Source organism: Mesorhizobium sp. B264B1B, from assembly GCF_020165765.1.
In the GTDB taxonomy this organism is placed as follows: domain Bacteria; phylum Pseudomonadota; class Alphaproteobacteria; order Rhizobiales; family Rhizobiaceae; genus Mesorhizobium.
In genome coordinates this window covers 1-11,899 of record NZ_JAIUIS010000032.1, presented here as the reverse complement: position 1 = coordinate 11,899, position 11,899 = coordinate 1, and the positions used below count along the sequence as shown (strand labels likewise).

The following is an 11,899-nucleotide window of genomic DNA, read 5'->3' as shown; positions in this document are numbered from 1 at the left end:
CCGCCGCCCCCGCCCGTCCCGACTGCGGTGCCCGATCTTCCGACGCCCGCGGCAGGGGAGGAGATCCTGCTCTACCGTGTCGAGGTCCCGGTCTATTCGGCGGTTCCGCCGGTGGCCGAGCATCTGGCGATGACGACACTTGGCACTTTCCATGAACGGCGAGGCGAACAGAGCCTGTTGTCAAACACCGAACTCTCTCCGGTCTGGGGCCGTATCTTCGGCCAGGACGCGAAGATGGGCTGGTCGGGAACGGTTTCGCCGTCGTTCGACGGCACCTTGTTCGGGTTCCAGGGCGGCTTCGACGTGTTTGGCCAGGAAACCGCTTCAGGTGGCGTCGATCGTGCCGGCCTGTTCATCGCCTATGCCACCATGAACGGCGATGTGCGCGGCCAGGCGCTGGGGCAGAACGATCTGGGCGTCGGCGACATCGATCTCGGCGGCACCAGCGTCGGCGGCTACTGGACCCGTATCGGTCCCGGGGGCTGGTACCTGGACGGCGTCGTCATGGCCACTTTTTTCAGCGGCGATGCGACCTCGACCCGAGACATCGGCATCGATGTCAAGGGAACCGGCGTCACCGCTTCGCTGGAAGGGGGCTACCCGATCGCGCTGGCGCAAGGCTGGACGCTCGAACCGCAGGCGCAACTGATTTGGCAGCATCTATCGCTCGACGATGCCGAGGATCGCTTCGCGTCGGTTTCCTTCGATCTCGACGACAACGTCACCGGACGCCTCGGCCTGCGCCTGCAGGGCGAGACGACATTGAACGGCACCGCGCTGCAACCTTATCTCAAGGCCAATCTCTGGCACGGTTTCGGTGGCACGGATCACGTCAACTTTGACACCACCGACATCTCGACCGAAAGCCGCTCGACCTCGTTCGAATTCGGCGGCGGCGTGATCGCCAAGGTGACGGACAAGGTCAGCCTCTTCGCCACCGGCGACTACACCACCAATCTCGGCGGCGACAAGCGGCGCATCCGAAGCTGGCGCTGTTTTCGTGCGTAAAGTCGACGCCGCCCCTCATCCGCCGGCAGGCAGGTGAGGGGCAGCGATAACGCTGTGCGTTGAGCGAATTCCCCTTGTTCAATTCCCTGAACGCATCGCCACTGTGGCGATGCCGGCGCCAACCAGCAGCGTGCCGCCGGTGCGGTTGAAGACGCGGATCGCCCTGGGGTTGCGCACAAGGTTGCGCGCTCGCGACGCGATCAGTGCGTAGCCGAAGGCGTTGGCGAAGGCGAGCGCCAGGAAGGTCGTCTCGAAGATCAGCATCTGCGTCCAGAAATCGGCGTGCCGGTCCAGAAACTGCGGCAGGAAAGCGACGAAGAAGGTGATGCTTTTCGGGTTGAGCGCGGTGACCAGCCAGGCATGCCCCATCATCCTGGCGGAGGACACGGCATCGGTGCGCGGCTCGGCCTTGAGCGCGCCGCCGGCCCGGAACAGTTTTACGCCGAGATAGACCAGATAGGCAGCGCCGATCAGCTTCAGGATCGTGAAGACGGTGGCCGAAGCTGCCAGCAGGGCGCCGATGCCCAGCATGGACAAGGTCATCGCCGTGAAGTCGCCCAGCGCCACGCCGACAGCCATCGGCAGTGCGGTGCGCCATCCCTGGCCGAGGGCATAGGACACGACCAGAAGGATGGTCGGTCCCGGAATGACTAGGAGGATGGTCGACGCGGCAGCGAAGGCGGCCCAGTTTTCGAAGGACATGCTCGTCTCCTTTGAGCTCAAAGAAGAGGATAAATCCTTCGGTCCAGGAGAATGTAAAGCGGTTTGTTTCTACCCCCGCCAACGGCAGTTCGGCGTCAGTCGAGCCGCCCGACAGGTTCACGATCTCGGCGAGAAGCTCGAGGTTGATCTTTCAGGTCTTGCACATGGAGGCCCCCGCTTTTGACACGCTGGCGCCGGGACTATGACCCGCCCGAGGTGATTTCGTGCAGGGCACGCTGGTTGGCGATACCGGAGAGGGCGCAATGGCGCCCAGCCTGTTCGCAAATGCAGGCAGCGCAAGGCCTTCACGCTTTATCAACCATGAATGATGAAAATGCCCGTCATCCGGCCGGACCGTGCTTCCCGCCGACAGCGTAGGGTTTGGGTACATGCGTGAGTTGCCGCAAAGTCTGACGCCGCCGCGAAACGGCGACGCAATCGAAACCGATAGTCTTGTCTCCCGCCGCGCCGTTTTATCCGGGGCAGGGGCGTTGGCCTTGCTTGGCGCCGCCGGCTGCTCGACTTCGGGCGGCGGCCTGCCGGCGCTCGAGCTGGACGACACGGTCACCGGTTCGCTGCGGCCGATCCGGCCGAGCATCAGCGTCGACAAGAACATCACCAGTCCCGACCTGATGTACGCATCCCTGAGCGACGGCGGCTTCAATGTGCCCGAGGTGCCCTACCTCAAGATCAAGCCGGAATTCCGTCGCCAGATCGTCGTCGACCAGACGGGCGAAGCGCCCGGCACCATCGTCGTTCATCTCAGTGAGCGCATGCTCTATCTCGTCCAGCCGGGGGGCGACGCCATCCGCTACGGGGTCGGCATCGGCAAGGACGGCTTCCGCTGGTCCGGCCGCGCCAACATCCAGTACGGACGGGAATGGCCGACCTGGACCCCGCCGCCGGAAATGATCGCCCGCAAGCCGGAATTGGTAAAATGGCAGGGCGGCCAGCCCGGCGGCCTCACCAACCCGCTCGGGGCGCGTGCTCTCTACATCTATCAGGACGGCAAGGACACCGGCTACCGCATCCATGGCTCGCCCGAATGGTGGAGCATCGGCCAGGCCATGTCGTCGGGCTGTGTGCGCCTGATCAACCAGGACATCATCGACCTCTACAGCCGCGTTTCCAAGAAGAACCCGGTCGTCGTCGTCTAGCTCAAGCCTCACCTTGCGGCCGCTGGCGCGGCCGGTCGTTTCTGCCGTTGCGCGATGGCCAAAGACAGGCGAAGGTGCCTGAAATTCAATCGCCCGGGAGAATTTCACCAATGGCCGGAACTTTCGTCATCGCGCAGGGCGGCGGCCCGACGGCCGTCATCAACCAGACCGTGGTCGGGGCGACGCTGGAGATCCGCAAGCGGCATCCCGGCGCCAAGGTCCTGGGCTCCATCCACGGCGTGCGCGGTATCCGCGACGGCAATTATATCGACCTCTCCGCCGTCCCGGAAGACCGCCTGCGGCTGATCGCCGGAACGCCGAGCGCGGCCCTTGGCTCGACGCGCGACAAACCGGATGCAGCCTATTGCGAGGTCGTCCTCGACGGCCTGAAGAAGGCCGGCGCGGATGCCTTCATCTATATCGGCGGCAATGACACGTCGGGCACGCAGCAGATCCTGACCGATGCCGCCGGGGGCAAGATCGCGTTCGTGCATGCGCCCAAAACCATCGACAATGATCTCGAGGAGAACGACCACACGCCGGGTTTCATCTCGGCGGCCGAGTTCGTCGCCGGCGCTTTCCTGTCCGTCGATCTCGATTTCCGCGCTCTGCCCGGCATCTATGTCGGCATCGTCATGGGCCGGCACGCCGGCTTCCTCACGGCCGCGGCCGCGGCTTGGCAGCTCGATCCCGACAGTGGTCCGCATCTCGTCTACGTGCCGGAGCGGCCGTTCTCGGCCACAGCCTTCATCGAGGACGTGCGCGCCACGCTCGACCGCCACAAGCGCTGCATCGTCGCCGTTTCGGAAGGGGTGAGCACCGCCGACGGCAAGGCGCTGGTTGAAAGCCTGGTCCCGCCCGAGAAGCTGGAGCGCGACCAGCATGGCAATGTCAAGCTATCGGGCAGCGACCTGCCGGCGGCACTCGAGCGGGCGCTCGCCGAAGGGCTGCCGGGCAAGCGCGCCCGCGTCGATGCGCTGGGCTACATGCCGCGCGGCTATGTCGGCGCCATCAGCGCCGTCGACGCGCAGGAGGCGTTCGACGCGGGAGCTTTCGCGGTCACCGTGGCCGAACAGGGCGGCGGCTCCGTGGCGCTGCAATATGACGGCACCAAAACCGTGCTGAAGAAGGTGCCGCTGAAGAACGTGGCCGGCAAGACCCGTCACATGCCCGAGAACTTCATGAAGCCGGACGCCAACCATCTGTCCGACGCCGGCATGGCTTACCTGAAGCGGCTGGTGCCGGAAAAATACAAGGTCGGAAAGCCCTTCGTCTGATGTCGGGACCATACTTGATTCCAGGATCACACCTGATGCGAGGCTCACACCTGATGCCGGGCTCACGCTTGATGCCGGGCCGCTTCTGATGGAGAACTGGTTCAGCAGGAGCATCGTCGACGAGAAGACGACGATGCTGACCGAGCCGTTCGTGCATGACTATGTGCGCGCCAACATCTGGCATCTCACCGGCCGCGACGCCGACTTTTTGGTCGATACCGGCATGGGCATCTGCCCGCTGGCGCCGGAGATCGAAACCCGGGCCGGCAAACCGCTCATCGTCGTCGCCACCCACATCCATCTCGATCATGTCGGCTCGCTGCATGAATTCGCGCTGCGCGCGGGACCCAGGGTGAGTGCCGCGCAGTTCGAGAACATGGATGAGGCGGCGACCTACGCCTACATGTTCCACGACCTCGACGGCGCCGTCTCGCGACTGCCGGCACCGGGCTGGAAGGCTGCGGATTACAAGATCCCGCCAGCGCCACTGACGCGCACCCTCGACGAGGGTGATGTCGTCGATCTCGGCGACCGCCGCTTCCGCGTGCTGCATCTGCCCGGGCATTCGCCGGATTCGATCGCGCTGTTCGACGAAGCAGACGGCCTGTTCTTCAGCGGCGACGCCATCTATGACGACCGGCTGATCGACGACCTGCCAGACTCCGACAAGTCGGCCTATTGCCTCACCATGCGGCGTCTGCTCGACCTGCCGATCCGCATCGGCCATGGCGGTCACGGCCCGAGTTTCGACGGCGAGCGCATGCGCGAGATCGCCTCGGCCTATCTCAGCCGAGCGGCTGGTCCATAAGCCGGCTCTAAAATTAAATCTTCGTAAGGTCGCCCGAAAACCCTAAATCGGGCCAATCCGCGCCCTAGATGCTGGTTTGTCGATCCGGCCGGCTGCCATGCGCGGCGAGACAGGCAATCCGGCTGTCGACAGCCGACGGGTGTTTTCCCCCGAACCATCCGCGGCCCAGGTTCAACTCTCGCCCGGACAGAACGACCATGTCACCCATAAGCATTCTTCGTAGACATCGCGTCGCGGCCCTGCTGGGCGCTGCGCTGATCATTTCTCCCATCGTGGCCTCCTTCGCCGAAAGCCCGAACGACGTCCGCAACGCCGTCGGTACGACACAGACTCCCGTAGCCGGCGTAAGGGCCCCGAACGGCTCCTTTGCCCCCATCGTGGCAGCCGACAAGCCGGCCGTGGTGACGGTTACGACCGTCATGAAGGGGCAACCGGACGCCATGAGCGATGCCTCGCCCCTGGACGGCGGCGGCTCGCCTTTCGACGATTATTTCCGCCAGTTCTTCGGCGACCAGGGCGTGCCCGGGCCGAAAGCGCCGCCGCAGCAGTCGCAGCGCGCCGAAGCGCTCGGATCCGGCTTTATCGTCGGCGCCGACGGCACCATCGTCACCAACAACCATGTCATCGACGGCGCGAGCTCGATCAAGGTGACGCTTGACGACGGTACAGAGCTTCCCGCCAAGCTGGTCGGCCGCGACGCCAAGAACGACCTTGCGGTGATCAAGATCAAGGCCGACAAGCCCCTGCCGACGGTAAAATGGGGAGATTCCGATAAGTTGATGCCGGGCGATCAAGTGCTGGCCTTCGGCAATCCGTTCGGCATCGGCACCACGGTCACCTCAGGTATTGTCTCGGCGCGCGGCCGCGACCTCCACAGCGGGCCGTTCGACGATTTCATCCAGATCGACGCGCCGATCAACCACGGCAACTCTGGCGGTCCGCTGGTCGATGTGAGCGGCAACGTCGTGGGCATCAACACCGCGATCTATTCGCCGAATGGCGGCAGCGTCGGCGTTGGCTTCGCCATTCCGTCCGACCAGGCGCAAAAGGTGGTCGCCAAGCTGATGAAGGGCGGCGAAATCGAATACGGCTATCTTGGCGTCCAGATCCAGCCGGTGACCCCGGACGTTGCCAGTGCCATAGGTCTCGATCACCCCGGCGGCGCATTGGTCTCCTCGGTCACCGAGGGCTCGCCGGCGGCCGCGGCCGGCATCCAGACGGGGGACCTCATCACCGGCTTCGCCGGCCAGGAGATAAAGGACCCCAAGGACCTGTCGCGTGCCGTCGCCGATGTCTCGCCCGGCAAGAAGGAAACGCTCGACGTCTGGCGCAATGGCAAAACCATGCAGCTTTCCGTCGACGTCGGCCGCAATGGCGACGATGCGCAGACCGCGTCGGTATCTGGTGATTCCGGCGCGCCGGGAAACGGGCAGGGCGCCCGCCTGCCGGCGATCGGGCTCGGCCTGATGGACATCACGCCCGATATTCGCCAGCAGATGAACCTCCCCGACAACCAGCGTGGCGCGGTGGTCGCCGCGGTCAATCCCAACAAGGCGGCGGCGGCTTCCGGCGTCCAGCCCGGCGACATCATTATCGCCGTCAACCAGATGCCGGTGAAGAGCGCCAGGCAGGCCACGCAGGCGATCGCGCAGGCCGGCAAGTCAGGCCGCAAATCGGTGCTGCTGCTGGTGGAACGAGGCGATGCCCAGATCTATGTCGCCGTGCCCTTCGCCAATGGCTGAGACATCGCGTTGACATGAATGCAGGGATGGCGGGCTTGTCGGTCGACGAGCCCGCCTCCCGGCCGGGGATTGACGCTTCAGGCCTTGAAATTCGAACCGCAAGGTAATACCTTCGGGAGACATGGTATTACCGAGGAACGAAGATGGCGACGACCGTTACAGCGAAGGGACAAGTGACCATCCCCAAACCGGTTCGCGATCTCCTGGAGATCGTCCCGGGAAGCAAGGTCGATTTCCGGCGCGCTGCCGATGGCAGCGTGGTGCTGACCCGTGCTGACAAAAAGCAGCCGGCGAGCCGCTTCGCCAAGTTGCGAGGTCATGCCGGCGAGGGGCTCACGACGGACGCGATCATGGCGCTGACGCGTTCCGAACGGTGACGCTCGTCGACACCAACGTTCTGCTCGACGTTGTTACGGACGATCCGAGCTGGGCGGATTGGTCGGTCGCCCATCTCGAGGCAGCGAGCCTCGATGGGCCGTTGTTGATCAATGATGCGGTCTATGCCGAGCTTGCCGTCCGCTACGCACGCATCGAGGATCTGGAGGCGTTTGTCGAGGCGGCCGGTCTAGAAATGGTTCCGATGCCAAGAGCAGCCCTCTTCCTTGCCGGAAAAGCATTTACACAATATCGCAGATCGGGAGGATCCAGGACCGGCGTGTTGCCTGACTTTTTCATCGGCGCCCACGCAGCCGTCGGACGCCTTCCGCTGCTGACGCGTGATGTCGGCCGCTACCGGACTTATTTCCCTTCTGTGACGCTGATCACTCCCTGAATGGCCGTCGGATTTCGCTCCAAAGCGTGTCGCATCGAAATGGGCTCATGCGACGCGCTTTAAGCGGCGTTGCAGACCGCCGAGCGCCGTCGGTCACGCCTCGATATCAAGCGCCGAAAGCGGCTTGGAGCAGCAGGCGAGAAGGAAGCCGTCCTCGATCTCGTGATCGAGGATGCCGCCATTGTGGCTCATCTCGACCTCGCCCGAGAGCTTCTTGACCTTGCAGGTTCCGCACAGGCCGAATTCGCACGCGGCGGGGATTCTGACTCCCGAGGCGCGCGCCGTCTGCAGCACCGTCTGGCCGGCGACGCATGCGGCATCGACGTCCGAAATCGAGAACCGGATCGGCGTCGCGGCTTCGACAGGAATGGCTGCGCCGTCTCCAGTCGGCGAGGCGAACGGCGCCGGGATTTCCTCCACCAGCGGCGCTGCAAAGCTCTCCTGATGGTATCTCGCCATGTCGAAGCCGGCGGCTTCGAGCATGCCGCGCACGGCACGCATGAAGGGGTCGGGGCCGCAGCAGAAGATTTCGCGCTCTCGGAAATCGGGCGCCAAAAGCGGCAGCCGGATGGCGTCGATGCGGCCCATATGGCCGAACCAGCCTTCCCGGCTCGACCGCTCCTCGATCATGAAACCGAGCGACAGGCCGGGCATGCGGCTGCCGAGCAATTCCAGCTCCTTGCGGAAGATGATCTCTTCGGGGCGGCGGGCGCAGTTGACGAAGCCGACATCGGTCCATGGCGCGCAGTCATTCAGCCAGCGCAGCATCGACATCATCGGCGTCACGCCGGAGCCGGCCGAGATGAACAGATATTTGGCCGCCGGGTGGCTGTGCAGCGAAAAGTCTCCGGCCGGCCCATACGCCTTGACGTGCGAACCAGGCCTCAAATGGTCGAACATCCAGCGTGTGCCGGTGCTGCCGGCCTGCGCCTTCACCGTCACCGCGATCGAGAATGGCCGTGAAGGCGAAGACGACAGCGTGTAGGTGCGCATCAGCAACCCATCCGCTGTCGGCAGTTCCAGCGTCACGAACTGGCCCGGCTTGTAGCGGAACCAGGTCTGGTTGTCGGAGCGGAAGGTGAAGGTCTTTACATCAGGCGCCTCGTCGCTCACGCCGATCACTTCCAGCACCTGGAGCCTGTCGTTCCAGGGCGCCATCTGATCGAGATGGCGATAGAGGCCGAGATCCGTCATCGCATTCATCCCTTACCTCTCAAGCAACGCTGCGCAGGGCCGGCCGGCCGTCTTCGGCGAGGCGCGGACCGATGAAACGCGCGTACCAGTCGACGAACTGGATGACGCCGCCTTCGTGCAGTTCGGAATAGGGGCCGGGTTCATAGGCCGGCGACAGGATGCCGAAGGCGTTTTCCTCGACGATGCGACGATCCTGGCCGTTGGTCTCGGTCCAGACATGGGTGAGTTCGGCAAGGTCGTAGTCGACGCCCTCGACCGCGTCCCTGTGAACCAGCCATTTGGTCGTCACCGCGGTCTCGGTGGCGCTGATCGGCAGCACGCGGAACGTGACGGCGTGGTCGCCAAGGATGTGGTTCCAGGTCGTCGGATAGTGATAGAGCAGCAAGGAGCCGATGCGGTCGGTGGCAACGCCGTCGGACAGGTTCTTCTTGACCGCGCGTTTTCCCGTCATCGTATAACTGACGGCATCGCGCAGCAGCGGCGCGCGGGTGGCACGGTACTGTCCGGCCGGGTCGATGCGGAACCTGCTCGGCAGGCCGGCCGCCTCGCACTTGGCCCAGTGCGACAGCATCTCCGGGTCGCTGTCGGCGTCTTGCACGCCAGTCACGGTCGGCGCCTCCGGGAAGGTCTTGCAGAGCTCCGGATGGTTGCCGGCGCAATGATAGCATTCGCGGTTGTTTTCCCAGACCAGCTTCCAATTGCCCTTCTCGACGATGGTGCTCTCGAAGGCGACCTTTGCTTCGCGCAGCCGATGCGGCAGCAAATAGGGTTCGATCATCGTCCGCATCGGCGCGAAATCCGCCGGCTCGTCGGCGAGGCAAATGAAGATGTAGCCGCCGACGCTTTCGCAGGCGACCGGCTTCAGGCCGAACTGGCTCTTGTCGAAACCCTCGGCCATCTGCCTGGCGAACAGCAGCCTGCCGTCCAGTTCATAGGTCCACTGATGGTAGGGGCAGACGAGCTTCGCCGCCGTGCCCTTGTCTGTGTTGCAGACGCGGCTGCCGCGATGGCGGCAAGAATTGTGGAAGGCGTTGATGTTGCCCTTCTGGTCGCGCACCAGCACCACAGGATAGTCGCCGATCTGCACGGTGATGAAGCTGCCGGGCCGGGGCAGTTCGCAATCATGGCCGATGAACAGCCAGTCGCGGTACCAGATCAGCTCCATGTCGAGCTTGAAGTAGTCGGCGTCGGTATAGAAGGGCTGCTCGAGTGAGAAGCCGTCCCTGCGGCCTTGCAGCCGTTTCAGCATGTCGTTGCGCGCATCCATGTCCTGTCCTCGCATTGAAGTCCTGTCCTCACATTGAAGGACTGAACGGAAGGGAGAGAGGAAGGATCAAGCCGCGCGCCGGCTTGCGCCGGACATGCACCATCCGCCTCTTGACCGCCCGCCGCGATCAGTCGAGTCCAACATCTCAGGCTGGTTTCCGGGCTCTGGAGCTGTCCTTGCGGACTGTCGCGACACCTTCCCAGGCCTTTGCCCAGTGGTCTCCCGTTGCGACCTGAACTCCACCACCGTTGCGGGGGCAGCGCCGGATTCTGACCGGCTTCCCAATTCTCCGCCTCGTCGTCACGCGGCGGCACCTGAGATGGCAGGATCTAACCATGATCGCCGGCTTGTCGTCGGCATGAAAACGACATCGCATCCATGCCGCGCGACACGCACTGAAAACGGTGCGGCCGCCGTTGCAGGGGCAGAAAGCCTCAGGTCGCCGCCTCGGATTCCGTCTCGTGGCGGAGGCAAAAAAGGTTAACGGTTTCGAAAAGTGACTATTAGCGCCCTCTAAAATCGAACCGAACGGTTCGTTTCTGTTGACGATGCGTGCAGGACGGTGTGAACACTGGGCCTTCGACACAGTTGGTGATCGCGCCGTCTGTTAGAATAACTATTTGATAACAAATGGAAAAAACGAATGTAGAAGGCCCTGGCACAATTTCAAGTGGTGGAAACTTGGTCCACACGGAAAAACTTCGTGATTGGAAATGGCGGTATGGCTTTCCCACATCGGGGCTGTCCGAACGACGCGATTTCCTCCCAAGACACGCCGCTAGACGGACGGAAAAATACTGGAGTATCAAAAAATGAAAAAGATCATTCTCACTGCCGCCGCCCTTCTGGCTGTTTCCGGCAGCGCCTTCGCTGGTAGCGACCATTATGGTTCGAATGCCCCTGCGGCCACCGCCGTCGACAGCTCGTACACTGCTTCGACCAAGAAGTCGGAACCGGCTGCCCAGACGCCTGTCCAGGGTGCCGATCGCAACCTCTTCGGCAACAACTAACAGCCGATCTCCAGTTGACGGCGGGCCTTCCGCCGTCCTGGCGAAATTTGAGAATTCAGGAGACTTGAAATGAAGAAGATCGTTCTTGCTGCCGCCGCCGTCCTGGCCGTTTCGGGCAGTGCTTTCGCCAGCAGCGACAACTATGGCTCCAATGGCGCCAACCAGCCTGCCGTCACCTCGGTTGACAACGCGCACACGGCTTCGGTCCAGAAGTCGGCGCCGTCTGCCCAGGCGCCTGTGCAGGGTGCTGATCGCAACCTCTTCGGCAACAACTAACAGCCGATCTCCAGTTGACGGCGGGCCTTCCGCCGTCCTGGTGAAATTCGAAAATTCAGGAGACTTGAAATGAAGAAGATCATCCTTGCTACCGCCGCCGTTCTGGCGGTTTCGGGCAGCGCTTTCGCCGGCAGCGACAACTATGGCTCCAATGGCGCCAACCAGCCCGCGGCCACTTCGACCGACAGCTCATACACCGCTTCGACCAAGACGTCGGCTCCGGCTGCCCAGGCACCTGTTCAGGGTGCCGACCATAACCTCTTCGGCAACAACTAACAGCCGATCCTGCAGCAGATGGCGGGCAAGCCCGCCTCTGCGGTGGAATTTGAGAATTCAGGAGACTTGAAATGAAAAAGATCATCCTTGCTGCCACCGCCGTCCTGGCCGTTTCGGGCAGCGCTTTCGCCAGCAGCGACAACTATGGCTCCAATGGCGCCAACCAGCCTGCCGTCACCTCGGTCGACAATGCGCACACGGCTTCGATCCGCGACAGCGGCTCGCCCGTCTACAAGCTGCTCAATTCGTCGGGCGATGTACACAAGTCCGCCCCTCAGGGCAGTGACCGGAATCTCTTCGGCCACTAACAGCCGAAGCTGACACCAAACAGGAGCGGGGGGGGGGGGGGGGGGGGGGGGGGGGGGGGGGGGGGGGGGGGGGGGGGGGGGGGGGGGGGGGGGGGGGGGGGG

General features: G+C 63.6%; 14 protein-coding genes and 1 riboswitch. Of the genes, 11 read left to right on the top strand and 3 right to left on the bottom strand.

Annotated elements, in window-relative coordinates; translation table 11 throughout:
* Window positions 1–1,008, top strand: a 1,008-nt coding sequence (locus tag LB547_RS32155) for an autotransporter outer membrane beta-barrel domain-containing protein (protein ID WP_224703008.1), incomplete at its 5' end; no start/stop codon positions are given.
* Window positions 1,009–1,086: 78 nt separating this feature from the next.
* On the opposite strand, the gene LB547_RS32150 is transcribed toward LB547_RS32155, so the two are convergent.
* Complete coding sequence (locus tag LB547_RS32150) at window positions 1,087–1,710, bottom strand: LysE family translocator (protein WP_140517779.1); 624 nt, start codon at window positions 1,708–1,710, stop codon at window positions 1,087–1,089.
* 389 nt (window positions 1,711–2,099) lie between these two features.
* Here LB547_RS32150 and LB547_RS32145 point away from each other — a divergent pair, with 389 nt between their 5' ends.
* The 6 genes from LB547_RS32145 to LB547_RS32120 all read left to right on the top strand — a co-directional run bounded on the left by LB547_RS32145 (window position 2,100) and on the right by LB547_RS32120 (window position 7,466).
* Window positions 2,100–2,867: a L,D-transpeptidase gene (locus tag LB547_RS32145; protein ID WP_140763878.1), complete on the top strand. Its 768-nt coding sequence runs from the start codon at window positions 2,100–2,102 to the stop codon at window positions 2,865–2,867.
* Between the two features lie 110 nt (window positions 2,868–2,977).
* Entirely contained in the window at window positions 2,978–4,144 is a 1,167-nt protein-coding gene (locus tag LB547_RS32140) for a diphosphate--fructose-6-phosphate 1-phosphotransferase (RefSeq protein WP_140558908.1), read from the top strand.
* An 88-nt stretch (window positions 4,145–4,232) separates the two neighbouring features.
* Window positions 4,233–4,952, top strand: coding sequence for an MBL fold metallo-hydrolase (locus LB547_RS32135; RefSeq protein WP_140763876.1), 720 nt, complete (start codon window positions 4,233–4,235; stop codon window positions 4,950–4,952).
* Window positions 4,953–5,149: 197 nt separating this feature from the next.
* Window positions 5,150–6,694: a DegQ family serine endoprotease gene (locus LB547_RS32130; RefSeq protein ID WP_140763874.1), complete on the top strand. Its 1,545-nt coding sequence runs from the start codon at window positions 5,150–5,152 to the stop codon at window positions 6,692–6,694.
* A gap of 143 nt (window positions 6,695–6,837) precedes the next feature.
* A complete protein-coding gene (locus tag LB547_RS32125) occupies window positions 6,838–7,071 on the top strand; it encodes an AbrB/MazE/SpoVT family DNA-binding domain-containing protein (RefSeq protein ID WP_140517783.1) in 234 nt (77 codons plus the stop codon).
* On the top strand, window positions 7,068–7,466 hold the full coding sequence (locus LB547_RS32120; protein ID WP_140501230.1) for a type II toxin-antitoxin system VapC family toxin: 399 nt from the start codon (window positions 7,068–7,070) through the stop codon (window positions 7,464–7,466). The genes LB547_RS32125 and LB547_RS32120 overlap by 4 nt, the downstream gene beginning before the upstream one ends.
* Window positions 7,467–7,559: 93 nt before the next feature.
* Here the strand turns inward: LB547_RS32120 and LB547_RS32115 are convergent, their stop codons facing one another.
* Together LB547_RS32115 and LB547_RS32110 are read right to left on the bottom strand one after the other, a co-directional pair.
* A complete protein-coding gene (locus tag LB547_RS32115; RefSeq protein ID WP_140763872.1) occupies window positions 7,560–8,660 on the bottom strand; it encodes a hybrid-cluster NAD(P)-dependent oxidoreductase in 1,101 nt (366 codons plus the stop codon).
* Window positions 8,661–8,679: 19 nt separating this feature from the next.
* On the bottom strand, window positions 8,680–9,927 hold the full coding sequence (locus tag LB547_RS32110) for an aromatic ring-hydroxylating oxygenase subunit alpha (protein WP_140501226.1): 1,248 nt from the start codon (window positions 9,925–9,927) through the stop codon (window positions 8,680–8,682).
* Window positions 9,928–10,057: 130 nt separating this feature from the next.
* Window positions 10,058–10,260: riboswitch (cobalamin riboswitch) on the bottom strand.
* Window positions 10,261–10,739: 479 nt separating this feature from the next.
* On the opposite strand from LB547_RS32110, the gene LB547_RS32105 reads away from it, so the two are divergent.
* The 4 genes from LB547_RS32105 to LB547_RS32090 all read left to right on the top strand — a co-directional run bounded on the left by LB547_RS32105 (window position 10,740) and on the right by LB547_RS32090 (window position 11,797).
* The gene (locus LB547_RS32105) at window positions 10,740–10,937 is read left to right on the top strand and encodes a DUF680 domain-containing protein (RefSeq protein WP_140643974.1); all 198 of its coding nucleotides are present in this window, start codon (window positions 10,740–10,742) and stop codon (window positions 10,935–10,937) included.
* A 69-nt stretch (window positions 10,938–11,006) separates the two neighbouring features.
* Entirely contained in the window at window positions 11,007–11,213 is a 207-nt protein-coding gene (locus tag LB547_RS32100) for a DUF680 domain-containing protein (protein ID WP_140501222.1), read from the top strand.
* A gap of 69 nt (window positions 11,214–11,282) precedes the next feature.
* The gene (locus tag LB547_RS32095; protein WP_140501220.1) at window positions 11,283–11,489 is read left to right on the top strand and encodes a DUF680 domain-containing protein; all 207 of its coding nucleotides are present in this window, start codon (window positions 11,283–11,285) and stop codon (window positions 11,487–11,489) included.
* A 71-nt stretch (window positions 11,490–11,560) separates the two neighbouring features.
* Window positions 11,561–11,797 carry a DUF680 domain-containing protein gene (locus LB547_RS32090; protein WP_140763870.1) on the top strand — a complete coding sequence of 79 codons (237 nt, stop codon included), beginning with the start codon at window positions 11,561–11,563 and terminating at the stop codon, window positions 11,795–11,797.
* Window positions 11,798–11,899: the final 102 nt, after the last annotated feature.

Bases quoted from the DNA above. Each gene is read 5' to 3' on its own strand.
- LB547_RS32150 (WP_140517779.1), bottom strand. From the start codon at position 1,710: ATGTCCTTCGAAAACTGGGCCGCCTTCGCTGCCGCGTCGACCATCCTC.
- LB547_RS32145 (WP_140763878.1), top strand. From the start codon at position 2,100: ATGCGTGAGTTGCCGCAAAGTCTGACGCCGCCGCGAAACGGCGACGCA.
- LB547_RS32140 (WP_140558908.1), top strand. From the start codon at position 2,978: ATGGCCGGAACTTTCGTCATCGCGCAGGGCGGCGGCCCGACGGCCGTC.
- LB547_RS32135 (WP_140763876.1), top strand. From the start codon at position 4,233: ATGGAGAACTGGTTCAGCAGGAGCATCGTCGACGAGAAGACGACGATG.
- LB547_RS32130 (WP_140763874.1), top strand. From the start codon at position 5,150: ATGTCACCCATAAGCATTCTTCGTAGACATCGCGTCGCGGCCCTGCTG.
- LB547_RS32125 (WP_140517783.1), top strand. From the start codon at position 6,838: ATGGCGACGACCGTTACAGCGAAGGGACAAGTGACCATCCCCAAACCG.
- LB547_RS32115 (WP_140763872.1), bottom strand. From the start codon at position 8,660: ATGACGGATCTCGGCCTCTATCGCCATCTCGATCAGATGGCGCCCTGG.
- LB547_RS32110 (WP_140501226.1), bottom strand. From the start codon at position 9,927: ATGGATGCGCGCAACGACATGCTGAAACGGCTGCAAGGCCGCAGGGAC.
- LB547_RS32105 (WP_140643974.1), top strand. From the start codon at position 10,740: ATGAAAAAGATCATTCTCACTGCCGCCGCCCTTCTGGCTGTTTCCGGC.
- LB547_RS32100 (WP_140501222.1), top strand. From the start codon at position 11,007: ATGAAGAAGATCGTTCTTGCTGCCGCCGCCGTCCTGGCCGTTTCGGGC.
- LB547_RS32095 (WP_140501220.1), top strand. From the start codon at position 11,283: ATGAAGAAGATCATCCTTGCTACCGCCGCCGTTCTGGCGGTTTCGGGC.
- LB547_RS32090 (WP_140763870.1), top strand. From the start codon at position 11,561: ATGAAAAAGATCATCCTTGCTGCCACCGCCGTCCTGGCCGTTTCGGGC.